The organism is Paenibacillus sacheonensis, assembly GCF_009909195.1.
In the GTDB taxonomy this organism is placed as follows: domain Bacteria; phylum Bacillota; class Bacilli; order Paenibacillales; family Paenibacillaceae; genus Paenibacillus_Z; species Paenibacillus_Z sacheonensis.
This window is the reverse complement of record NZ_JAAAMU010000002.1, coordinates 425,498-448,009: the sequence shown is the minus strand read 5'-3', so window position 1 is coordinate 448,009 and position 22,512 is coordinate 425,498. Positions and strand designations below refer to the sequence as shown.

The 22,512-nt window shown below is 55.6% G+C and carries 22 protein-coding genes and 1 pseudogene; 2 read left to right on the top strand and 21 right to left on the bottom strand.

Annotation, left to right across the window (positions count from 1 at the left end):
* Positions 1–27 precede the first annotated feature (27 nt).
* Positions 28–945: an NAD-dependent epimerase/dehydratase family protein gene (locus GT003_RS04975; protein WP_161695050.1), complete on the bottom strand. Its 918-nt coding sequence runs from the start codon at positions 943–945 to the stop codon at positions 28–30.
* A 229-nt stretch (positions 946–1,174) separates the two neighbouring features.
* On the opposite strand from GT003_RS04975, the gene thpR reads away from it, so the two are divergent.
* Positions 1,175–1,786: an RNA 2',3'-cyclic phosphodiesterase gene (thpR, locus tag GT003_RS04970; protein ID WP_161695048.1), complete on the top strand. Its 612-nt coding sequence runs from the start codon at positions 1,175–1,177 to the stop codon at positions 1,784–1,786.
* Positions 1,787–1,802: 16 nt separating this feature from the next.
* On the opposite strand, the gene GT003_RS04965 is transcribed toward thpR, so the two are convergent.
* The 16 genes from GT003_RS04965 to GT003_RS04890 all read right to left on the bottom strand — a co-directional run bounded on the left by GT003_RS04965 (position 1,803) and on the right by GT003_RS04890 (position 17,037).
* On the bottom strand, positions 1,803–2,120 hold the full coding sequence (locus GT003_RS04965) for a thioredoxin family protein (RefSeq protein WP_161695046.1): 318 nt from the start codon (positions 2,118–2,120) through the stop codon (positions 1,803–1,805).
* Between the two features lie 6 nt (positions 2,121–2,126).
* The gene (locus tag GT003_RS04960) at positions 2,127–2,501 is read right to left on the bottom strand and encodes a MerR family transcriptional regulator (protein ID WP_161695044.1); all 375 of its coding nucleotides are present in this window, start codon (positions 2,499–2,501) and stop codon (positions 2,127–2,129) included.
* 161 nt (positions 2,502–2,662) lie between these two features.
* Positions 2,663–3,220, bottom strand: a complete 558-nt coding sequence (locus GT003_RS04955; protein ID WP_161695042.1) for a cob(I)yrinic acid a,c-diamide adenosyltransferase — start codon at positions 3,218–3,220, stop codon at positions 2,663–2,665.
* Between the two features lie 21 nt (positions 3,221–3,241).
* Positions 3,242–6,532 (bottom strand): fused isobutyryl-CoA mutase/GTPase IcmF, encoded by a 3,291-nt coding sequence (icmF, locus tag GT003_RS04950; protein ID WP_161695040.1) that lies wholly within the window; start codon positions 6,530–6,532, stop codon positions 3,242–3,244.
* A 212-nt stretch (positions 6,533–6,744) separates the two neighbouring features.
* The gene (locus tag GT003_RS04945; RefSeq protein ID WP_161695038.1) at positions 6,745–8,025 is read right to left on the bottom strand and encodes a sodium:proton antiporter; all 1,281 of its coding nucleotides are present in this window, start codon (positions 8,023–8,025) and stop codon (positions 6,745–6,747) included.
* A 179-nt stretch (positions 8,026–8,204) separates the two neighbouring features.
* The gene (locus GT003_RS04940; protein WP_239565603.1) at positions 8,205–9,128 is read right to left on the bottom strand and encodes a tyrosine-type recombinase/integrase; all 924 of its coding nucleotides are present in this window, start codon (positions 9,126–9,128) and stop codon (positions 8,205–8,207) included.
* Positions 9,129–9,325: 197 nt separating this feature from the next.
* On the bottom strand, positions 9,326–9,856 hold the full coding sequence (locus GT003_RS04935) for a GNAT family N-acetyltransferase (protein ID WP_239565604.1): 531 nt from the start codon (positions 9,854–9,856) through the stop codon (positions 9,326–9,328).
* A 189-nt stretch (positions 9,857–10,045) separates the two neighbouring features.
* Complete coding sequence (locus GT003_RS04930; RefSeq protein ID WP_338045837.1) at positions 10,046–10,576, bottom strand: GNAT family N-acetyltransferase; 531 nt, start codon at positions 10,574–10,576, stop codon at positions 10,046–10,048.
* A 189-nt stretch (positions 10,577–10,765) separates the two neighbouring features.
* Entirely contained in the window at positions 10,766–11,611 is an 846-nt protein-coding gene (locus tag GT003_RS04925) for a P-loop NTPase family protein (protein WP_161695034.1), read from the bottom strand.
* Positions 11,612–11,667: 56 nt separating this feature from the next.
* The gene (locus tag GT003_RS04920) at positions 11,668–12,126 is read right to left on the bottom strand and encodes a hypothetical protein (RefSeq protein ID WP_161695032.1); all 459 of its coding nucleotides are present in this window, start codon (positions 12,124–12,126) and stop codon (positions 11,668–11,670) included.
* 204 nt (positions 12,127–12,330) lie between these two features.
* Positions 12,331–12,798 carry a hypothetical protein gene (locus GT003_RS04915; protein WP_161695030.1) on the bottom strand — a complete coding sequence of 156 codons (468 nt, stop codon included), beginning with the start codon at positions 12,796–12,798 and terminating at the stop codon, positions 12,331–12,333.
* Between the two features lie 185 nt (positions 12,799–12,983).
* Positions 12,984–13,820, bottom strand: coding sequence for a DUF3221 domain-containing protein (locus GT003_RS04910; protein WP_161695028.1), 837 nt, complete (start codon positions 13,818–13,820; stop codon positions 12,984–12,986).
* Positions 13,821–13,877: 57 nt separating this feature from the next.
* Positions 13,878–15,158, bottom strand: a complete 1,281-nt coding sequence (locus GT003_RS04905; protein ID WP_161695026.1) for a histidine--tRNA ligase — start codon at positions 15,156–15,158, stop codon at positions 13,878–13,880.
* A gap of 286 nt (positions 15,159–15,444) precedes the next feature.
* On the bottom strand, positions 15,445–16,104 hold the full coding sequence (locus tag GT003_RS04900; protein ID WP_161695024.1) for an HAD family hydrolase: 660 nt from the start codon (positions 16,102–16,104) through the stop codon (positions 15,445–15,447).
* A 24-nt stretch (positions 16,105–16,128) separates the two neighbouring features.
* Positions 16,129–16,530: a VOC family protein gene (locus tag GT003_RS04895; RefSeq protein WP_161695022.1), complete on the bottom strand. Its 402-nt coding sequence runs from the start codon at positions 16,528–16,530 to the stop codon at positions 16,129–16,131.
* Between the two features lie 54 nt (positions 16,531–16,584).
* Entirely contained in the window at positions 16,585–17,037 is a 453-nt protein-coding gene (locus GT003_RS04890) for a MarR family winged helix-turn-helix transcriptional regulator (RefSeq protein WP_161695020.1), read from the bottom strand.
* A gap of 153 nt (positions 17,038–17,190) precedes the next feature.
* Between GT003_RS04890 and GT003_RS04885 the strand changes: the two are divergent.
* Positions 17,191–17,778: pseudogene (locus GT003_RS04885) on the top strand (NAD(P)H-dependent oxidoreductase).
* Positions 17,779–17,900: 122 nt separating this feature from the next.
* On the opposite strand, the gene GT003_RS04880 reads toward GT003_RS04885, so the two are convergent.
* From GT003_RS04880 to GT003_RS04865, 4 genes are read right to left on the bottom strand one after another with little or no spacing between them, the layout of a single operon-like run.
* The gene (locus tag GT003_RS04880) at positions 17,901–18,629 is read right to left on the bottom strand and encodes an ECF transporter S component (RefSeq protein WP_161695017.1); all 729 of its coding nucleotides are present in this window, start codon (positions 18,627–18,629) and stop codon (positions 17,901–17,903) included.
* On the bottom strand, positions 18,608–20,389 hold the full coding sequence (locus GT003_RS04875) for an ABC transporter ATP-binding protein (RefSeq protein WP_161695015.1): 1,782 nt from the start codon (positions 20,387–20,389) through the stop codon (positions 18,608–18,610). Before GT003_RS04875 ends, GT003_RS04880 begins: the two co-directional genes overlap by 22 nt.
* The gene (locus GT003_RS04870) at positions 20,362–21,255 is read right to left on the bottom strand and encodes an energy-coupling factor transporter transmembrane component T (protein WP_161695013.1); all 894 of its coding nucleotides are present in this window, start codon (positions 21,253–21,255) and stop codon (positions 20,362–20,364) included. Before GT003_RS04870 ends, GT003_RS04875 begins: the two co-directional genes overlap by 28 nt.
* The gene (locus GT003_RS04865) at positions 21,252–22,358 is read right to left on the bottom strand and encodes a DUF4430 domain-containing protein (RefSeq protein WP_239565605.1); all 1,107 of its coding nucleotides are present in this window, start codon (positions 22,356–22,358) and stop codon (positions 21,252–21,254) included. Before GT003_RS04865 ends, GT003_RS04870 begins: the two co-directional genes overlap by 4 nt.
* Positions 22,359–22,512 lie beyond the last annotated feature (154 nt).

Sequence of the window (22,512 nt, the reverse complement as noted above, 5' to 3'; positions counted from 1 at the left end):
TTGACGGCTTATTGAGCCAGCGATGCGCTAGGTCTGCTGCTGCCAGGACTTGTAGGTGAGAAGCAGCCCCTCTTCAAGCGGTACGGCCGGCTGCCAGGCCAGCTCGGCTGTCGTCAAGCGATTATCGAGGCAGCTGTCGCGGATATCTCCTTCCTTGGCATCGCGATACTGCACGGTAACGGCTTCGCCCCTGATCCGCTGCAGCTCTCGAACGACATGGTTGATCGACGTACGGCTTCCCGTGCTGACATGATACGTCCCCCGGTCTCCGAGCTTTACGGCCGCAATATTGGCTGCCGCAACATCGTCGACATAGACGAAATCCCGCGTTTGCTCGCCGTCGCCGTTTATGGGCAGCGTTAGGTTGTTCTTGAGCCGTTCCATGAAGATGGCGATGACGCCGCCCTCCCCTTTGGCCGTCTGCCCCGGGCCGTAAACGTTGCCATACCGCAGAATCGTATAGTTCAATCCATAGAAGGCATGGTACAGACGGATATAGTGCTCGGCCGTTAATTTGGATAATCCGTAATACGATATCGGCTGCACGGGATCCGTCACGGCGAGCGGCATCCGCTCGAGTTTCCCGTACACGGCCGACGTGGAAGCGAAAATGAATTTGCGGACGCCCGATTCGCGGCATGCATCCAGCATATTAACCGTTCCCGCGATATTGATGCCGGCATCGCAGCCAGGCTCTTGAATGGACCGCTGTACGTCGGCTTGCGCCGCGAGATGAAACAGCGTATCCGGTTGAATGCCGGCCAAGATCGCTTTGGCTTCCGGATCGCGGATATCCGCTTGATGCAGAACGGCTTGCGCGTGCAATCTGCCCCTATTGCCCGTGGATAGATTATCGAGCACGTGAACCTCCGCCCCGTGCCCGATCAGTGCATCCACAAGCCGGGAACCGATGAACCCGGCTCCTCCCGTAACGACCGCTTTCATCCCCAGGCCTCCCCGACGAAATTAATGCTTCATCATATGTCGGGTTTGCGGATCAGGTATGGGACAATGGCCGGCCAGCGAGAAATAACCCGTTCTGGTAACCTGTCAGCGTCTGCTCGTTCGCCGATTCGGTTAAAATGAATTAGAATACACCTAGATTAATTCGAGCATAACTTTAGAATTAACCAGGGCTTCACGCGACCTTGAACTGCAAGGAGGAAAACGGACGATGACCGCACTGATCCACGATGATTCGCAACCGAAGAAAACCGATCGCTTGTTTATAGCCCTCCCGCTTCCGGACGGCATAAAACGAGCGATCGGCGCATGGTCCACGCGCATTCGCGAGGAGCTTCCCTTCCGCAAATGGACGAATGAAGCGGATCTGCATATAACGCTTCAATTCCTCGGGGATACGAATCCAATCCTGCTGCCGGAATTGAAGGCAGCATTGACGGCGGCGGCCGGTTCAATGGCCATTCAGCCATTCGGGTTATCGCTGCGCGGCATGGGCATCTTCGGCAGGACGGAGCAGCCGCGCGTGCTCTGGGCTGGTATCGAAGGCGCGCTGGAGCAGCTCCACCGACTGCAGCGACTGATCCTCGAAGCAACGGCGCCGCTCGGATTCCGGGCCGAAGAACGCCCGTACAGCCCCCACCTTACCATCGCCCGCACCTATGTGGGGAAGGAAGGGTTCCGACTGCCGGAGCTTATTCGGACGGATGAACCGAGCATACATACGAGCCCGTTCCAGTGGTCGGCCGATGAGATCGTACTGTATCGCACCCACATGCATCAGCAGCCGATGTATGAAGCCGTTGCACGCTTCAGATTGGTCTGATTCGGCGATTCTTTCGTTAGATCAGCTTCTCCGCCGCCAGTCGGTACGTCAGCTTGGGCCGCAGACCGACCAGTTTGTCCATCGGCTCGCCGTTCTTGTAGACGATTACCGTCGGCGTGCCCATAATGCCGGCCGAAGCTGCGGCATCCGGCAGCCGGTCGCAATTGACATAAGCAAAGCGAACTTGCGTGGACATCTCGCCTTCCAGTTCCTCCAGAATTGGCGCTAGTGCCTTGCAAGGCGGGCAGTGCGTCGCCCCGTAATTGACCAGCACGATTCCTTCTTGGGTCACATTCGCCAATTGCTCGGCGCTGTCGACATGTTGAATTCCCATACCATCTCACTCCTTATTCGTATCTTCCTCTGCCCGCTCCGACTGAACGGCCGCGATACGATCCAGCAAATTGCCCCGGATCTGGTTAAGCTGCTGAATTTGCGCTTCGATCTCCGTAAGCTTCCGCTCGTAGATCGGCAGAATCTCCGTACAGAAGGCTTCCTTGTTCCGCAAGACGCAGGTCAGGAATCCCGCGATTTGCTCGGTCGACAGTCCCAGGTTCAGGTAGAGCTTGATCGTATCGACGGTATGAACGGTTAACGGCGAATAGTCCCGATAACCGTTCGCTTGGCGCAGCGGCGATATCAAGCCCTGCTGTTCGTAATAACGGAGTGAACGAACGCTCACGCCGGTCTCTTGGGCCAGTTGGCCGATTTTCATGGGAATCCTTCCTTTGCGGCTTGTTGACTGCTTTAGTATAAAGGCTGACATCAATGTCAGAGTCAAGTGCTTTCCGCCAGTATACCAGTTCTCCAACAAAAAGAATCCGCGTTCTCGCGGATTCCAAGGAACAATCGACTCTATGCCGCAAGCCGATTGCATTACGTCCGGTCCTGATGCAGCTCCGGCTCCGAACATCCTTCCCGATGATTGACATAGCGGGCGGCCACGAACAGGAGGTCGGACAACCGGTTCAGATACGCGAGCACGAGCGGATTGATGTTCTCCTCCTTCCACACCTGAGCGGCCATTCGCTCCGCGCGGCGCACGATCGTCCGGGCCACATGCAGCGCGGCTCCGCACGGATGGCCGCCGGGCAGCACGAATTGCGTCAGCGGCGGCAGGGCGGCATCCATCTCGTCGATGTGCTCCTCCAGAAACTTCACGTCCGCTTCCGTCAGCGGCCATGCCACCTTCATGAGCGGCGGCGTCGCCAATTCCGCTCCGGCATGAAATAGCTTCGTCTGCACGACATGCATCACCTGCCGGAACGAAGTCCATTCTTCGCCCGGGCCCAGCGCCGACATGGCCAAGCCGATCATCGAGTTGGCTTCGTCGCAGGTTCCGTATGCATGAACCATCGGCGAATGCTTCGATACCCGTTTTCCGTAAACCAAGCTCGTTTGACCGCTGTCTCCCGTCTTCGTGTACAGTTTCATGTCAACCCTCCTCGTGGATGTCTACATATTGCGCCGGTACTGCCCCCCGATGTCGTAGAGCGCATCCGTGATCTGACCGAGCGTCGCCGACGTCACCGCCTCCATCAACGCTTCGAACAGATTGCCGCCGGCCAGGGCCGTCTGCTTCAATTGCTCGAGCGCGTCCGCGCACGCGTCCTGATGCTTCAATCGGAACGCCTGCAACCGACGAATCTGCTCCTGCTTTTCTTCCTCCGTCGATCTGGCCAGTTCCATATCCGCCGTTCGCTCGCTCGGCGTCGGATCCAAGAACGTATTCACCCCGACGATCGGCAGCTCGCCGCTATGCTTCTTCAGCTCGTAATGCAGCGATTCGTCTTGAATTTTGCCCCGCTGGTAACGGGTTTCCATCGCGCCGAGGACGCCGCCGCGGTCGTGCAATCGCTGCAGCTCTTGGAGCACCGCCTCTTCCATGAGGTCGGTCAGCTCCTCCACGATGAACGAGCCTTGCAGCGGATTCTCGTTCTTCGCGAAGCCGAACTCCTGATCGATGATGAGCTGAATCGCCATCGCCCTGCGCACCGAGCTCTCGGTCGGCGTCGTGACGGCCTCGTCGTACGCGTTCGTATGCAGGGAATTGCAATTATCGTAGATCGCCATTAAGGCCTGCAGCGTCGTGCGGATATCATTGAAGTCCATTTCCTGGGCATGCAGCGATCGGCCCGACGTCTGAATATGGTATTTGAGCTTCTGACTCCGTTCGTTGGCCCCGTACTTGCGCTTCATCACGATCGCCCATATACGGCGTGCCACGCGCCCCATGACGCCGTACTCCGGATCGAGGCCGTTGCTGAAGAAGAACGACAGGTTCGGAGCGAAATCGTCGATTCGCATGCCGCGGGACAAATAATATTCGACGTAGGTGAAGCCGTTCGCCAGTGTAAACGCCAATTGGGTGACCGGATTGGCTCCCGCCTCCGCGATATGGTAGCCGCTGATGCTGACGGAATAATAGTGGCGAACCTGATGATCGATAAAATACTGCTGGATGTCCCCCATCATGCGCAGCGCGAACTCCGTGCCGAAAATGCATGTATTCTGCCCTTGGTCTTCCTTCAGAATATCCGCTTGCACGGTTCCGCGGACGGATTGGAGCGCCATGGCTTTTATTGACGCGTATTCGGAGTCCCCGGGCGGTCGTCCATGCATCGCCGCGAACCGATCGAGCTGCTGGCCGATCGCCGCATGCATGAACATGGCTAGAATAATCGGCGCCGGGCCGTTAATGGTCATCGATACGCTGACTGTCGGATGACAGAGGTCGAAGCCGGCGAAGAGTTCCTTCATGTCTTCCAAGGTGCACACGTTGACGCCGCTGTTGCCGATCTTCCCATACAGATCGGGACGGTCGCCCGGATCCTGGCCGTACAGCGTCACGCTGTCGAAAGCGACGGACAGCCGTTTGGCCGTATCGTTCCGGCTAAGATAGTGAAAACGGCGATTGGTCCGGGCAGGCGTTCCTTCGCCGGCGAACTGACGCTTCGGCGCTTCGTCCGTTCGTTTGAAGGCAAAGACCCCTGCGGTATAGGGGTAATAGCCGGGCAGATTCTCGTTCAGCAGCCAGCGAAGAAGCTCCCCGGCTTCTTCGAATTTCGGCAGGCTGACGCGCGGAACTTGCGTTCCTGACAGGGACTCTCTCTTCAATTCCGTTATCGTTTCACGCTTATGGAGCCGGACCGTCAGTTGATCCTTGCCGTAAGCCTCCCGGATGAGCGGCCATTCCTCGAGCAGCTTCCGGCACTCCGGATCGAGCCGCTTCCCGTAATCCGCGATCATGGTATCGAGCTTCGCCGCGAAAGCGATTGCGTCCGTCTCGGCGAGAAGCCGCCCGCCGTCGGCAGCGATCAATTGCCTCGTTCCCTTCAACTGATCGATCTTGCGGGCGGCATCGGCCTGTTCCCGCGCGAAAGACCGGTATCGCCGTACGGTCTGAATGATTTCGCCCAGATAGCCGATGCGATCGGATGGAATGATGCCCGCATACCGCGCCGCGCTATCGTTTCCCGACGTCAACCCTACCGCAGGCTGCCCCGCAGCCCAGCTTCCGCCGGTCTTCTCCTCCACGAGTTTCATGAGCCGATGGAAGAGCACGGTCGTTCCGTTATCGTTGAATTGATTGGCTGTCGTTCCGAACACCGGCAGTTGGTCGGCCGGGACGCCGAATTGCTGCCTGCTTCGCTGATATTGCTTGCGTACGTCCCGCAGCGCGTCTTCCGACCCTCGGCGTTCGAACTTGTTGATGACGATCAGATCCGCGTAATCGAGCATCGCAATCTTCTCCAGCTGCGTCGCGGCGCCGAATTCTGCGGTCATGACGTACATCGATATATCGCATACATCGACGATCGCCGCATCGCCCTGGCCGATCCCGCTCGTTTCCACGATGACCCCATCATACCCGGCCTGCTTGACGATTGTAATGGCGTCTCGGACGGCTTCGCTAATCTCGGATCCGGAGCCTCTGGTCGCCATGCTTCGCATGTAAACGCTTGAATGTTGAATCGCGTTCATGCGAATGCGATCGCCGAGAAGCGCCCCGCCCGTTTTCGATTTGGTGGGATCGATCGCGAGGATGGCAATCGACCGGCCGGGAAAATGAGCCAGATAACGGCGTACCAGCTCATCGGTCAGCGAGCTCTTGCCGGCACCGCCGGTACCGGTAATGCCCAGCACGGGGACCGTCGAACTAGCTGCCTGCAGCTGTTTCAGCACGGCTGACTCGGCATCCTCCAGTCGTTCCTTCGACGCGTTCGCCTCGGCAAGGGAAATCAATCTGGCGACGGCGCCTTGATTGCCAACTGACAATGCCGCCAGATCTTGCTCCGCTTGCCGCGGCGTCCGATGATCGCAGGCTTGAATCATATGATTGATCATCCCCTGCAGCCCCGTTGCCCGGCCATCGTCAGGCGAGAAGATCTTGGCGATGCCGTAATCCTGCAGCGCCTTGATTTCCGCAGGAATGATAACCCCGCCTCCGCCGGCGAAAATCCGGATATGTCCCGCGCCTTCCCGCTGCAGCACATCGTACAGATAGGTCAAATATTCGAGATGTCCGCCTTGATACGAGCTGATGGCGATTCCCTGGACATCCTCCTGAATCGCCGCGCTCGCCACATCCGTGACGGAACGGTTATGGCCCAGATGGATGACCTCCACGCCGGATGCCTGCAGAATCCGTCTCATCATATTGATGGATGCATCGTGACCGTCGAATAAAGCGGCTGCCGTTACGAAGCGTACATGGTGTCGCGGGCGATAAACAGGGTTCTCCAAGGTACATTCCGCCCTTCCGTCAATCGTTGTCCCACTCCGACTTCAAGCGTCCCCTTATTACATTATTCGATCGCGCGGAAGGAGATTCCGCGTCCAAGCCGGGTTGTCGCGATCACGATCTGTTCATGACAAAAACACCCGATCGAATGACCAGCGCATTCAAACGGGTGTTCCTAGCCAAATGCGGGGCTGCCATCCCCTTCGTTCGTCCTTTACATGAGATAGCGCAAATAGATGTACGCGGTCGACAAGACGATCGACAGCAGCATCAGCGGAAACGCAATCTTCATGTAAGCCATGAAACGAATCGGGTAGCCTTCCTTGCCGGCCAATCCGGCCGCGACCAGATTCGCGCTGGCTCCGATCAAGGTTCCGTTGCCCCCGAGACAAGCGCCGAGCGCGAGACTCCACCATAACGGCTCCAAGTCGTGGACGCCCATGTTCCCCATCTCTTGGATCAGCGGTATCATGGTCGCCACGAACGGAATGTTGTCCATAAAGGCGGATGCGATGGCGCTCAGCCATAGAATCAACATGGAGGACGCGACCGGATTGCCCCCGGTAAGGTCGATCGCTTTGGCCGCCAGATCGGCTATGACGCCGGTTTCCACCAGTCCGGACACGAGTACGAACAGACCGACGAAGAAGAATATCGTAGTCCATTCCACTTTGCTGAACGCCTGTTCCATTCGGTGTTCGCCGGTCAGCAGCAGGAGGATGAACGCGCCGGACAATGCGACGACGGCCGACTCCAGATGCAGCGTCTGATGGAGGAAGAAGCCCGCCATCGTTACGGTTAACACCATTAAACTTTTTGTTAGCAGCTTGCGATCCGTAATTAGACCGCTCAGAGAAAGCGCCAGGATCGTTTGCGTTCGTTCCGGCGTCGTCTGAATCTGCTTTCTGAACAGCAGGATGAACAGCGGGACGTAAGCGGCCATGACGATAGCGGCTATCGGCGCCAAATTGGCGATAAAGGCCGCGAACGTCAGCTCCTTCGCGGCGCTCCCGATCATGATATTCGGCGGATCGCCGATCAATGTCGCCGTGCCTCCGACGTTGGAAGCGATAATTTGCGTCATTAAATAAGGCACGGGAGTGACGCTCAGCTGCCTCGTGATGCTGAAGGTGACAGGAAGCATCAGCAGAATCGTCGTCACGTTATCCAGGAAAGCCGATGCGACCGCCGTAATCAGCGCAAGCAAGATCATAATGCTGACGGGCTTGCCCTTCGCCCGCTTGGCGGCCCATACCGCAATGAATGCGAATAAACCCGTATCGGCCGTGATGGAGACGACGATCATCATGCCGATTAGCAGGCCGAGCGTATTGAAGTCGATATGCGATATCGCCGTTTGTTGATCTACGATCCCGACTGCGACGATGAGCAGTCCGCCAATCATGGCCACGATGGTACGATGAATCTTCTCCGAGATCATGAGTGCATAGGCCGCCAAGAAGATAATAATGGCCCAAATCGCTTGCTGTTCCACTGCCGTGATGACCTCCCCATTATGCTTTACGTCTATCATTCCCCGAAAAAAGACAAAAAGAGCCCATCGTTGACAGGCTCCACCGGGGTATTCCTATGAAAAGTTCCTATTCATTTTACACAATCGCCATGCTGCTTGTAAAGCATTAAGAGGATTGAGGGATTAGCTGCTTCCCCTCGCTAGATAATGGCCTGCGATGGAATGCGGATCGTCGACATCGCCTGCTTCTTCTGACTGTCGTTGACATGCGTATAGATCATCGTCGTTTCGATCGAGGCATGACCCATCAATTCCTTCACGACCCGGATGTCCACGCCGTTCTTCAGCAGCATCGTTGCAAAGGTATGCCGGAGCTTGTGGCAGGACAGCTTCATGTCCATGACCTTCGGGTTCTGTTTCTTGAACGCCTCGAACGTCTCCGCGGCAATCTTCTGGATCTGCCGAATCGACAGCCGCCTGCCCTTCTGAGAGACGAAGAAGGCGTCTTCCTTCTCGCGATACGGCGTGATTCTCTCCTGCTCGACGTCTGACAGCACGGTCAGCAAGGCATCGGGAACCGGAATTTCGTTCCATTTCCGCCCCTTGCCGAACACCTCGATCATCCCTTTCGCTCGCTTGAAGTCGCCCAGGTTAAGCCGATGGACTTCGCCGACCCGCAGGCCGCAATAGCTCATCAGCAGGAAGATCGCCATATTCCGGCTGCGGTAGCGTCCATCGATGTAAGAGAAGCTTTCGACAAGCTCCTCTTCCTCCAGGTAAACCGGCTTCTTGTTTTTCTCCGTCTTCGATTTCTTCACCTCGAGCGCAGGGTTGCGCTGGGCAAGCTCGAAATCGATCAACGCGATATAGAAGGCGCGGATCGCGGACAACGTCCGGTTTCTCGCCCGGTCTCCCGCGGCCTGCTGCTTGGAGACGAGATGGGCGATCACGTTCATCTTCGCGGCTTTGTCGACTGCCAGTCCATCCAATGCATGCAGATAACCGTAAACTTCACGCTGATATTCCTTTTGCGTCGAGTCCGTATAACCGGCTTGCTTCATCCATATCCGAAAGGCATGCGTCTGTTCGCCGTACACTTCGTCCAGCTCATGATGTCTCGCCAAAAACGTCCCCACCTCGCGCGTAATATGTCGAAATCCAGCCCATGCCGCACGAATATAATCGACTAGAATCGAAAGTGCGCAAAACATTGATTTTGCGCACTTATTATAGCACATTTTGGAGGCTGCGTTTACCCTAATCCGATACCGATGGCTTAGATTTATAGCGTGAGGCCTGGAATTCCAGGATAAACGATTGCTCAAAGCCGTAATACGGTTGTTTGCTCATTCTCGCAGATTTCGCCGTTATCGCGGAAGCCAAAGCTTTCATATAGCTTTGCGGCGGGCGCATTCTCGGATTTATAAGGAATCCAGCAGTACTCCGCCGGCCCGGCCGGGAACGTTCGGATAAAGGCCAGGATTTCTTTCATCGCTTCCCGGCCATAGCCCCTGTACTGGTACTGCTTGTCGATCATCAGTCGAAGAATGCAATAGCTGCCTTCCGCGATCGCGGGGAGCTCGTAACCGGTGATGCGATACGTAATCATCACGAATCCGACCGGCAGTTCGTCCGCGTAGATGGCAAACGGAAACGGATGGCCTCCATTGGTTGCAAGGACATAGCAGGACGCGACGCTTGAGAGGTTGGAAGCGACGAAGCGGCGCTGATCCTCGGATACTTCCAGGTTAAATATGGCCCGCCGGTTGTCCAGCGTGATTTTCCGGAGGGAAAGCGCCGGCTTGCGTTCCATCCCCTGCTCCATGTTAGCTTCCCTGCAATTCAGCTCCATGTTACAACTCCCTATTCGTTATTGCGCCGCGGTCGCATCCTAAAGATACAATCGATGCCAAAAAAGGTATAGACTTATGTTCAATTTTTTTGTAATCTATTATGTATCCATGACATTTTTAGGTCTCTGCAAAAATAACCCGTTCCCAGGCTGGACAGCCTCGAGAACGGGTTTTTGTTTGTCCTCTTTTCATAAAGTCCCTTCTATCGGCGGCTTCAAATAGAATTCGAGCAATTGGTCCCGGAGCTCTCCTGTTTGCGTAAACCCTACTTTATTCAGCAGTTGAATGGACCTCGCGTTCTCAGGCTGCACCGTCGCATCAATCATGGTCAATCCCATCGTGGAGAATCCATATCCGATGATTTCTTGTAATCCCTCTCTCATAAGGCCCTTTCCCCAATAGGCTGCGGACAAGTCGAACCCGATCTCTGCAACAAAGTCATCCTTCGTGTTTCTCAAACAGTGAAAGCCGCATGTGCCGACGAAATCATCGTTCATCTTGTCGTACAACCCCCACCGGCAGCCCGAATCCTCGAGATGAAATCGAATGATCTCTTCCGCTTCCTTCACGTCCGCGCAGGGCTCGATATCCATATAACGCGTAATCTTCTCATCCGCAAAATGTTGAAACACCGCTTCGGCGTCTTGCAGCGTCAGAATGCGCAGCTCTAGCCGCTCGGTTTCTAATGGAGGATATTCCAATTTCCCATGATCTGCCACAGTTCCATCTCCCCCGTTAATCAAAGCATCCTGCCAAGTCTATTCATTCCTATGCAGATACATCGTTTGGATCTCCTGCGCGCCCGGCGCGAATCCAAGATTCAGATAGACGGACTCCGCATCATTGCCTTCCATCACATAGAGGCGCAGGATCGGATAGACCGCAGATTTCCTGCGTTGTCCTGCGGATCATTTGAAGTACTCGGCTAACAACTCCACTAAAACCTGCTTATACGCCTGTCTGTCATTCAGGGAGTTAATCACTCTTATTTTTGCAATATTAATATCATTAAATATCGTGTCCTCCAGCTCGCTCCTTGCTTTCAGGACCTCCACCGTTCCTTCTAACCCCGTGTATCCCTGCGCTTGTCCATAGCCTTGCAAGGTATAGTAATCGATGAATCCCGTTGACCATTCCGCTGGACGTTCGTCTACCGCCTTCCTGAAGGAATAATCCAGGTCGTCCTGGTCGACGTAGATCAATACGGGATTAAGCCGCTCCACGATAGCAGCCAATTCAGCGACATAACCGATTACGTCTTCGCTAGGCGCCCCGAACTTTATCATCCCCATCGTTACGGGGTTCTGGATGAAACAGCACTCGAATATGTACGTTTCCGAGCCCTGCGAAGCGCTCTCCGCAAACGTCTTCCATCGTTCCGTGATCTGTTTTCGATTCTGACCGAGCGGCAATTCATAGACATCGTGTTTGAAAATGGCATGCACCAATTCATCGGGGAAATGGAAGCCATGCTCATTGAACATCTTTCGATATTCGAGGAAATAATGATTAACGTCATTAACGACACGGCGAGCCAACACCTCTTTGAACGCTTCATGGCCAGTCAACAACGCATGCCATTCCTCGTTCGTAAATACGGCCACGCCGTCATAATCGGCAGGGTGATCCAGATTCCCTTCTTCGAACAGTTGAGCCGCCACGTTCATTTCCGCAAGAATTTCATGAACCAATCGAGCGGTTGTCGTTTTCCCCGACCCCGGCAGTCCTTCGATCAAGACTAATTTCGGTCTCATCTTCACGTTCCTCCAGTGGCTTGCCTACATTCGTCGTGATATCGGCCGCATGTCCGTTATTCTTTAATATGAATCCCGAAGTGATACGAAGCCGTGTTTTTCTTGTCCCAAACTGCCGACAGACGATAGCTGTAATAACCGGGTTTTAGAGGAAGCCGGAAACGGCTTTGATTGGGCTCGCCTACCTGTTCCTCGCTGCGATCTGTCCGAGCAAGCGTTAACGTAAAGACATCCGGCTTGATCGGAAACGTAATTCGGATGATGCCGCCTGTTTCTGCGACAATCGCTTGCGCGTTGATGCTCTGCTGGAAAGCAGCCGGACTCTGAGGATCGTCGCATATGCCTTCCTCTTCGTTCGTGCCGTACCAACAAGATTGACCATCGAGATAGGTAACGGCCTGTTTTCCCCACTTTATTGTAGGTCGTACCGGCTCATCGGGTAACTGTTTCTTGCACCCCGCGGCCATCAAACACGCGATCACGACACACAGGAAATAGAGGACGCGTTTATTCATGCGGCTCCTCCTCCATTATTTAGGCTGCTGCATGAATATTAGACGCACGGCACGGCGTAAAGTTCCAGTATTTTCTAAAATTAATGGGTGCTAGGGATACAGGGGGATGATGTTCATTCGCGCAGAAAAGGCAGCCAACTCGAATTGGCTGCCTCAGCACATGAGCGACTATCTGCTCAACAATGTTCGTTCCACAGCGTGTCTCTAGACTGTGCCTGACGGATCCGCGCCGTCAGGACCATCGACAAGATCCACGACGCCGACGGCGAGGATCGTGACCGCAGCCGCTCTCCCCAGCTTCTTGGCGCTGTCTTTCATGAGTTCCGTGTCGCGTTCCTTGATTCCCGTTACCAAATCGGCTCCGCTGTTAACCACGTATTCGATGCCTTGGCCGGCACTTTTCACCGTTGTCGTGACCACGTCTCCAAGCTCATTCAATCCGCTCTTGGCTTGATGCTTATCCGACGTAACCAAGCCCGCGCCGACATCCCATACGCCGCTCGCCGCCTGGCCTGCGATTTCGCCTGTCTTCGCCGTTACTCGTTCGACGTCATTGCCGATTTCTTTGATGTAATCGCTGTGAACCAGCTCTCCGGCAACGCGCACCGTACCTCCCAGCACTTTACCCGTCACATCGCCCGCCAATTTCCCGATCCCTTTCAAAATATCCATCCGATCTACCTCCGTGGTTTCATTTTATTCTATATAACGATTATTGACGCTTTTCGTTTCAATGTACTCCGAAACTATAACTTGGTTCCCGTTATTGTTTACCGATAGCGGCATACGTCATTCCGGGTTTCGCCAAAGCCGACTTCGCGACGCCGAGGATGAGTCTCTTTCTTCGTACGGCAACTTTACGCTTTCGGAACGACCAGTTCCAATTTCTTGGCCGTTGCTTGGGCCGGCAAGGAATCATTGATCATGCCCGTAGACCATACGCGAACTTCCTGCTGAACCTTAAGATCGTCAAAGGTTATCGGCGAACCGTCGGCAGTCGCCATCTCGGAATGTTCGTCGAAGCCGAAGAAAATACTCGGTTCCTCTTCCCCATCGACCAACAGCAGTATGCGGTGCGCGTAGGCGTCGAGCTTGACGATCGTTCCCATGTATTCCGGCTTCTCGCTCATGAGTTGGATATCGTAGGCAAGCAGGTCGGGATCGATAAGCTTCTCGATCTCGGGCTTCGCATGCGCCTCGCTCGATTCCGGCATCGTGATGACGATTTTGTTCTTGGTGACGTCCAGCGAGGAAGCGTACATATTCAGTTCGTCGTACAGGTCATTGTCCGTCAGCGACTGCTGCGCAGCTTCCAATTCCTCGATCGAATGGGCGACATGAACGAGCGCGTACGTACCGGCCTTATATCGGTCCGCCAGCAAACGGCTCGTTTCATCGTTTAATTCAACAAGATTGATATAAATCTTGCCGTCTTTCAGGTAAATATCGCCATTGGCAAGCTGATGCTCCTCGAGGAAACTCCGAACCTCGCCTGGGGCCGACGACGCATCAATCGTTCCAGTTCCTTCGATCATGGGCGCGATTTCTCCTATTCCTGCGCTGCTCCCGGTACCGCGTTTTGAATGCGAAGGGTTATCGGCACCGTCATTGTTCGACTCGACCCGCGACCCGCAGCCCGAGATTGCCAGGATCAGCAAACTAAGCAGGAATCGCTTTACGATCGATCTTGCCATGCAGCCCACCCCCGTGTTTCTTTGTCCTACAGACGCATGGGGAGATTGAATTGTTGCTCAACGCTCCCGCTTCAACAAGGCAACAGCTTCATCGATTCCGACCACGGTTTCCGTCTGCTCCTCCATGTCCTTCAGCAAAAGATTATTCGCCGCAGCTTCGGTTTCGCCGATTAATAGGACGTAGCGGATACCTTTGGATGAGGCGCTCGCCAACGATTTTCGCAGCTTGCGCTTCGACATGTCCACTCGGATGCGGATACCCTGACTTCGAAGCGCGGATGCGGCTCGAAGTACCTCTCCGACGGTATCCCCGATCGGGATGATCATGGCAGTCGGATTCGCGGCAGGCCGGGATCGATCGCCAAGCAGCTCCATGATGGACTCCATGCCGAATGATAGCCCGACCGTCGGATAACGAAGATCTTCTCTGCCGACCAGCTGCCCAATGATATCGTCGTATCGACCGCCCCCGCCCAGGCTCGAGGCAAAGACGCCCGTCGCATCGAAGATCTCGTACACGGTACCCGTATAGAAGGACAAGCCGCGGGACAAGAAGGGATCGAATCTGCAGATATCATCCAGACCCAAGGTTCGAATCAGTTCCTGAAGCGCGATGACCTCAAGCGCACCGGGCGCGCCGCGCAGTCCGTATTGAATCGCGATGGCTTCGAATGTGGGATCATCCCGTTCGACGAGCGTGATCAATTCGCTCGCCGCCTCGGCGGGCAATCCTTTGTCAAGCAGTTCTCTTCGCACGTTCGCGCAGCCGATTTTCTCGATTTTATCGAGCGTCAGCATGACGGTGAGCTTCAAATCGGCCGGAACGCCGATCGCTTCGAGCAGCTCGCCGAGAAAACGGCGGTTGTTCCATTTCAGCGTGACGGGGACAGCCAATCGTCCGAAGACTTCTACGGCCAGCTGCATCAGCTCCGCTTCCGCTTCCGGTCCTGCAATGCCGACGACATCGGCGTCGCACTGCAGGAATTCGCGAAGCCTGCCCCGTTTGACGGGGCCGTCCCGGAACACTTTGCCGATCTCGTAGCGCCTGAACGGCAGCTCGATGCCCGGATTCAGGGCAATGATCTTGGCAAAAGGAATGGTCAGATCGTAGCGCAGTCCGAGCTTCCGCCGGCCTTGATCGGTCAATTGATACATTTCCTTCAATATCTCGTCGCCGCCCGCGTACTTGGAGGTCAACAGCTCGAGCTCGTTCAAGATCGTGGAATCCAAGCTGTCGAAATCATACAGCTCGAATACCTCCTGCAGCGTCGTCTGAACCTGCTTGCGGACCGCCTGCTCCGGACCGAAGTAGTCGAACGTCCCTTTGACATTTTGCATGTGCATCATTTCCCTTCCGAGGTTTGATCGGCCTTTAAAATATAAAAAACGCGCAGGACCTCGAGGTCCTGCGCGTTCGTATGCCGCAGGGAGGCCAACGCGAGATGCGTTAGCCCGCCCTGTCAATATACAGGCGTGCTAACGCTGCTTGTGATGATGAAGTTGCCTCGACAAGATGGCTGTCATCGTTAGCTCTCCTTCATGTAACGAAGCTGAATAGCGCCATTATAGCGTATCGCTGCCCTTCGTTGCAACTTGCGGCTCTTGCGTACCATCTAACCTGCCATTAGCGAAGATTGAATACCGTGTTCAGCTCCAGCAAGTCGTCGATTACGGCATCCGCTTGCGCCAATTCATCTTCTTGGGCGAAATCAAACCGGCAGCCGACAGCCGTCAAACCGTTGTTCTTGGCGGCCCGGATATCCGAGAGCCTGTCGCCGACGACAGCGGCTTGGACGATGCCGTATTTGTTCATAATATGCCGAACCAGATCCGTCTTGTCTTGCGAATCGATCTGCTGAATGCTGAAGGTTTCCGTTAGCCATCGCTCTAAGCCGTAATAGCCGACGATAGCGCTCAGATAGTCGAGCCGCCCGTTGCTTGCGATGAAGATGCGGCGGCCGGCTTGCTTCAAGCCATCCAGAACCTCGTAGACATGCGGATACAGCGCACCGTTCCCGCTTCGAATGTTAGCGATTAATTTCGCGTGAAAGAATTCGTTGGCAATGTTCCGCAGCTCGTCCGATCGGCCCGGCAATAACGTTTCCCAGACGACTTGCAGCGTCACGCCCATGATCTTGCGATACGTATGAATGGGCGTTTCCCCTGACCAGCCATGTTCGGATCTCAAAAAAGCGAACGTATCGTCGAGTGCCAATTCCAAAATTTTGTCCGTTTGAAACAGCGTTCCATCCATGTCGAATATGACGGCTTGGACTTGGGTCATGCGCATCTCTCCTATTCTGTTCGACTACTCGAGCCTGCAGCCGATCTCCCAATGATAACCGAAAGGGTCGGCGATTCGTCCGATGCGCCAGCCATGGCCTTCCCCGACGGGCATGATTTCGTTCGCTCCCGCCATGAGAGCCTGCCGATGCATGCCGTCCGGGTCGTTCACGGTCAGAATCATGCGGACCGGACCGCCGCCGCTTCCCCCTGCCCCTCGCGATTCTGAATCTTCCTGAACCCAGAAGCTTGCTCCCCCGACGGCGAGCTCGGCTATGAGGGGCCGTCCTTCTTCTTCCTCCAGCCGGTACAACTCGGCCGCTCCGAAGGCGGCCTTGTAAAATTCGAGCGCCTTCGCCGCGCTGCTCACCGAAAGCCATGGCGCGATCGAAGCGGCGGAAGGGATGATTCTTTCTTGGTTAGCCATCGTATATTCCTCCTGGCGACCCCGGGTACGGGCCGATCTTCGTTATCCGCGAATTCATGCTCCGCCTGATTTGAACCCCTCTTGAAACAAGCTCTCCTGCAGCACTTGCATGGCCTCCGCGATTCGCTTCAAATCCGCCTCCGTCGAATGCCGAAGCCGATACTGGAACTCCTTTTCCATATGCGCGAACGCCGCGTTCATGAAGGACTGTCCGACTGCGGACAACCGGATGTACTGCTTGCGCTTGTCTTCGGGGGCATCGAATTTCTCGCACAGCCCTCGATCGGTCAGCTTCTTCAGCTCCCGGCTCGTGTTCGGCATCGAAATATGCTTGCATTCGCTGATCTCGCTGAGCGTCACCGGCTGGGATACCGCGATATATTCCAGCATGCCGTACTGGACCGGCGTGATGTCCCCGAGCTCAAAATCCTTCGTCATGTCGAACGTTACCTGATGAACGGCTGTTATGAAAGAAACCGCCTGATGGAAAAGTTCTTTGTTGTCCATGCCGCTAACCACCTCTTACCCGATACGATAACAAACTATTTATCATTTAACAATTATCTTTTAATAATTATCATTTGACAACTAACTTATCCTCATGGTACGGTTTCATGGTCAAGTGATTGTCAAATGATAACTAAAAGGTGGTTAAACACGATGAACATGCTCATTATTTATACCCATCCGAATCACCAGAGCTTAAGCTATGCCTTCCTGCAGCAGGTCATTCGGGGCAGCGGCGAGAATGACGCCGTCACGGAAGTGAAGGTGCTCGATCTGTACGAGGCGGATTTCAATCCCGTGCTCGTGTTCAATTCGGATAAACGCAGAAGGGATATGCACAGCGATCCGGCGTTGGCCGTCTACCGGGAACAACTGCTCTGGGCCGACAAGATCGTCCTCGTCTACCCCATTTGGTGGGGCAGACCGCCCGCGATGCTCCTTGGGTATATCGACCAAATGTTTGCCTCCGGCTTCGCATATCGGGACAACGGCGGCCTGCTGCCGGAAGGATTGCTGAAAAACAAATCCGTCGTCTGCGTGTCCACCATGAAAGGCCCGGCGCTCTACCCGCTGTTCCTGCTGAATAACGCGCATAAAGCGCTGATGCGCAAAGCATTGTTTCGATTCGTCGGCATCAAGAAGGTGAAGTTCTTCGAATTCGGGTGAATGGAACAGCCGAACGGGATGCAGGGCAAGAAACTGGAGAAGGTGTATCGTTATTTCAAGACGCTGCACGCGTAACTGCCTACCGCAGCCGACCGCGGCCAGTCTGCTGTCTGCTTGCTGTCTGTCTGCTGTCTGCCTGTTGTCTGCCTGCTGTCTTTCTGCTGTCTGTCTGTCTGCCGCCGCCTAAGCTTTCATTCTCACTCCATCATGCCGTATTTCAGCTTAATTCGGTCCAGCTTCTCCAGCATCGGTCTTGCAAGGAAGAAGAGAAATAGAACGGTCGCGGCCGCATGAACCAAATCGAACCAGAAGCCGGAAACATAAGAAGCCAGTATGGCTTCCCGGCTGGGCTTGGCGGCGAACATCATGACGGAGGCAAGGTTCATGATCCCGCCGTATACGATAAGCGTCGATAACCCGCCGAAGATGCATAACGACCATCGGCTCCTTCTCAGCCAGCCCGCACGGTAGAGATTTCCGGCGATGAAACCGATGAGTCCAAAGCAGAACATCTGCCAGGGCGTCCAAGGGCCTTGCCCGAAGAAGAAGTTCGAGACGAAGCCCGCCGTTGCCCCGACCATGAAGCCCGCTTCGCCCCCGAAGCATACGCCCGCGATAATCACGATGGCGACGACCGGTTTGAATTCCGGCAGCATGAAGAAAGCGGATCTGCCCGCTACGGCAATAGCGGCAAGCACCGCGATCACGATGATCTCTCTTCCCTGGGGCTTGCGGCGCTCGAAGATCATCGCGAACGGGATCATCGCGTACAAGACGATCAGAACGCTGACGAACATATATTTGCGGTCGTCCAGCACGAATAAGCCAAACAGAATCGTAGCCGGAATGACGATGAGAACGAGCGCGGCTGCGACGGGCGTCCGCCTTGATAATCTTCGCCGGATTAACGGCTCTTGCTGCTGCATCGCGCGATCACATCCTCTGCCGTTACGGCGTTCGGCCAACGGTGCCGTGCCATGCGGTTGGCTGCCGTCGTATAGAAGCCGTTGCCCGCAAAGAATGGCTTGACGTAATCCGAAGAAATGATGGCGCCATCGAAGAACATCGCGCCGATCTGCCCGTACCTCGCGCAGAACTCGATGTCATGCGAGACTAAGAGAATCGTGACGCCGTCCGCGTTCAACCGCTCGAGATACCGGCCCAGCTTTGCTTTGAAAAACCCGTCCAGCCCTTTCGTCGGCTCGTCCAGCAGCAGAATCCGCGGCTCGAGCAGCAGTACTTTGGCCAGCGCGGCCCGCTGCTGCTCGCCTCCGCTTAGATCATACGGGTGCTTGCCGAGCAGGGACTCGAGTTCGGCGAAACGGATGACGGCATCCAGCTTCGCTCGCTTGTGCTCTGTTGTCAGCTTCGTATCGGACAGCATCTCCCGCAGATCGAGGCCGACCGTCTTCTTCACGAATAGCGACTGCGGATTTTGCGGAAGCACGCCGAGGCCGTTCGTAAACAGCTCGCTTGCCCGCGCCGCGGCCGGATTGCGGCCATTGATCGTCACTTTTCCGCGATAGGGCTGCAATAACCCGCTGATCAGCGACAGCGCGGTGGATTTTCCCGTCCCGTTCCCGCCGACGATGCAGCAGAATTGCCCTTTTTTTACTTCGAACGACAAATCCTTGATCACGTCCGGACCTTCCCGCTCGTATTTGAACCAAACGTCCCGGAAGGCTACGGCTGCTGAATCGGCTTTAGCGGCATCGGACTTCCGGTTCAAGATCGAATTCCAGATGGCAGCCCGCCTCGCGCTTCCGGTAGCGAAGTTAGAAGCATACGGGTCAAGAACGGATCCATCCCTCTCGTCCGATTCCATCATTAGACCGCCTACGGAATCTCCCTTCATTCGATCGAGCCACTGCCTGCCTTCCTTGACCGTCAAGGGAATCGGCACCTGCCGCTCGCCTCCCCGTTCTACGGCCGAATACACTTGAACCGGCGTGGGCATGGCGGCGATCATCGCATGCTGCATCGCAGCCAGCTTCGCGCTTGCTTCCCGCGGCGAATCGTTCACGATCATCGTTCCTTGGTCGAGCACGATTACCCGATCGGCTAGCGGCAGCGCTTCTTCCAGCCGATGCTCCGTCAGAATGACCGTCGTTCCGAGCTCGCGATTGATTTTGCCGACGGACGCGAGAAAGTCTGCCGCCGCGATCGGATCCAGCTGCGAGGTCGGCTCGTCGAGGATCAGCACGGATGGCTGCATCGCCATGACGGAAGCGAGATTCAGCAGCTGCTTCTGTCCCCCTGACAGCTCCGACACGGGTTTGTGAAACCAATTTTGAATGCCGAAGAAGCTTGCCGTCTCCGCGACGCGCAGCCGAATCGTCCGTTGATCGCAGCCCAGACTCTCCAAGCCGAAAGCCAGCTCATGCCATACTTTATCCGTTACGATGCCATTATCCGGCTGCTGAAGAACAAAACCGATGTCCGCGGCCTGCGTGCGCCGATCGGCCTCCTCAAGCGGCAATCCGCGATACGCTACCGTACCGCTCCGTCTGCCATGCGGCGTAAGGATGGTCTTGAGCTGCCGAAGCAGCGTGCTTTTGCCGCAGCCCGACTGACCGCATATCGCAACGAACTCGCCTTCCTCGATGGTCAGGTTAATATTCGCTAATGCGGCCTTGTCTTGACCGGGGAAGGCGAAGTTCAATTCCTTGATCGTATAGATTTCCATTTCCAATCCTCCCAGGTCTGAATCAGTGCCGGCAGCAAACAAAGCGTCAGGTACGCCGCGTAGACAAGAACGCTGAACGCCGTCATGGCCTGTACGTGCACGGACGGAAAATATCGGATCGCGTTGGCGCCCGAAGCGGCCCCGAGCACGAGAACGAGAAGCAAGCCGGCCATGCAGGCAGACAGCCTGCGATCCCGCCGGTCAAAGCGGAAGATCGAGAAGCTTGTTCGGTTCGGGAGACCGTACCCGCGCGATTTCATGGAATCGGCCGTCTCGATCGCATTCTCCAGCGCCCAAGTCGTCATGATCGACAGCATCCGGATGCCGTTGCGGGCTCTGCGAATCCAGCCGCCCTGCCGATAGTCCCTGCCGATGCAGGCTTGGGCATCGGAGATGACCTTGAGCTGATGCATATATCGCGGGACGAACCTCAGCACCATAGCGAAGATCAGCGACAGCGCGGGCATGATTCGTCCGAACAAATACATGAATTTATCCGACGTCATCACCGCGTTATAGCAGGAGAACCAGACGATCACGGTCACGTACATCGCCGATGCGGCAGCGCCGTACAGAATCGATTCCAGCGTGACGGGGTTCCCGTCCTTCATGTAGAACAGAATCGTGACGCCCGCATGACTGAACATGGGATTCGCGGCCGCCATGATCACGAAGAGCGGCAGCATGAAACGCAGCTGGAAACGGATGGCGCGCCTGCCGTTCAGCAAGACGGCATTGACGACGGCGCCAAGCAGCGAGATCGCTTGAAAGACCGGATGCATCCACAGCATGCAGAATGCCAGCACCGCCGCGAAATAGACGAAATTGACGAACGGATGATAAGCGGCGAATGCGCTCCGTCTCATCGGTCGGTCCCCGCATCTCCAGCCGATGGTTCCGCGCCGACATCGCGTCCCAGGTCGCATGTATATACCCAGTCGACGACATCTCCGTCCTTCAGCTTGTACCGGCTGCTGCCGTAATTCGGGAACCAGTCGTTCACCTTGTACATCCAGCCGCTCAGCTCGCCGCAGTCGAATTCGTAGATGTTGTCGATGCCTTCGATATAGTTGCTGTTGTAGATCGGCGTCATCTCGAATTCCATCGGAATCTTATTCTTCTTCATCTCTCGGAGGAGAACGTCGAAGACGGATTCGCCTTCATGGAACTCAACCTTCTTCGCTGCATAGATGACGCCGTTATCCGGCAGCACCTCAAGCTTATCCTTGTCGAATTGGTCCAGGCGGTCGAGGATGGTTAAGCATGTAACGGACAAGGTAGCCGTGAACGTCGTCTTCTCGATCTTGGCGTCCTGCCATTCGACGGGCTTGGGTTTGCCCGCCGGGACGGGAGTCGTCTCATACGGGTCTTTGTTCGTGTCGGTACTGCCGGGCTTCGAATTTCCATTCGGCGTTGAACCGCTCGTTGGCTTTGAATCGCCAGACGGTTTCGAACCGTTGGTTGACTTTGAATCCTCGGGCGGTTTCGAACTGCCGGTTGGTTTGGTGCCGCTGGTTGGTTTGGTGCCGCTGTTCGCGTTCGAACTGTCCATGGCCGGATCCGAGTTGCCTTTCGTTGCTGAATGATCCGTTCCGACTGCCGCACCTTTGGCTGCGTCCTGCGTTACCGGCGGCTTCGCCCCAGTCGCGCTTGGCTGCTTCCCGTTGTCTCCGCTTCCCGGCATAGTCTCTTGCTGTGCTGACGAAGACGGTTCGACGGCGTGCTGATCCGGTTTTGAAGCGGCATTATCCGACTGATTCGCGGTGGACGAAACGGAATCGTCCGACCTAGCAGGAGCTCCGCCCGAATCGGTTGTTGACGCAGCAGGTGCACGAACTTCGCGCGAATCGGCGGCTTGATCGGCCATTTTCCCCGTCCCGCCGTGACCGCTTCCTCCCCAGAAATAGGAGACCGTTAAAATAGCGAGAATGCCGATTAGCGCGAACCATTTCCTGGCCGTCATACGCATGTTACGTTCCCCTCTCAAATATAAAACAAGGGCGAGACGGATCGCCCTTGTTTACAGTGTTTATCTCTTTGCTGCAGCGGGTTTCTCTTTAAGCTGCCATGTTTTCTCGCGCAGCTGCGGATCTCTTATTGCTGCAGCGCGTCTCGCGACTAAC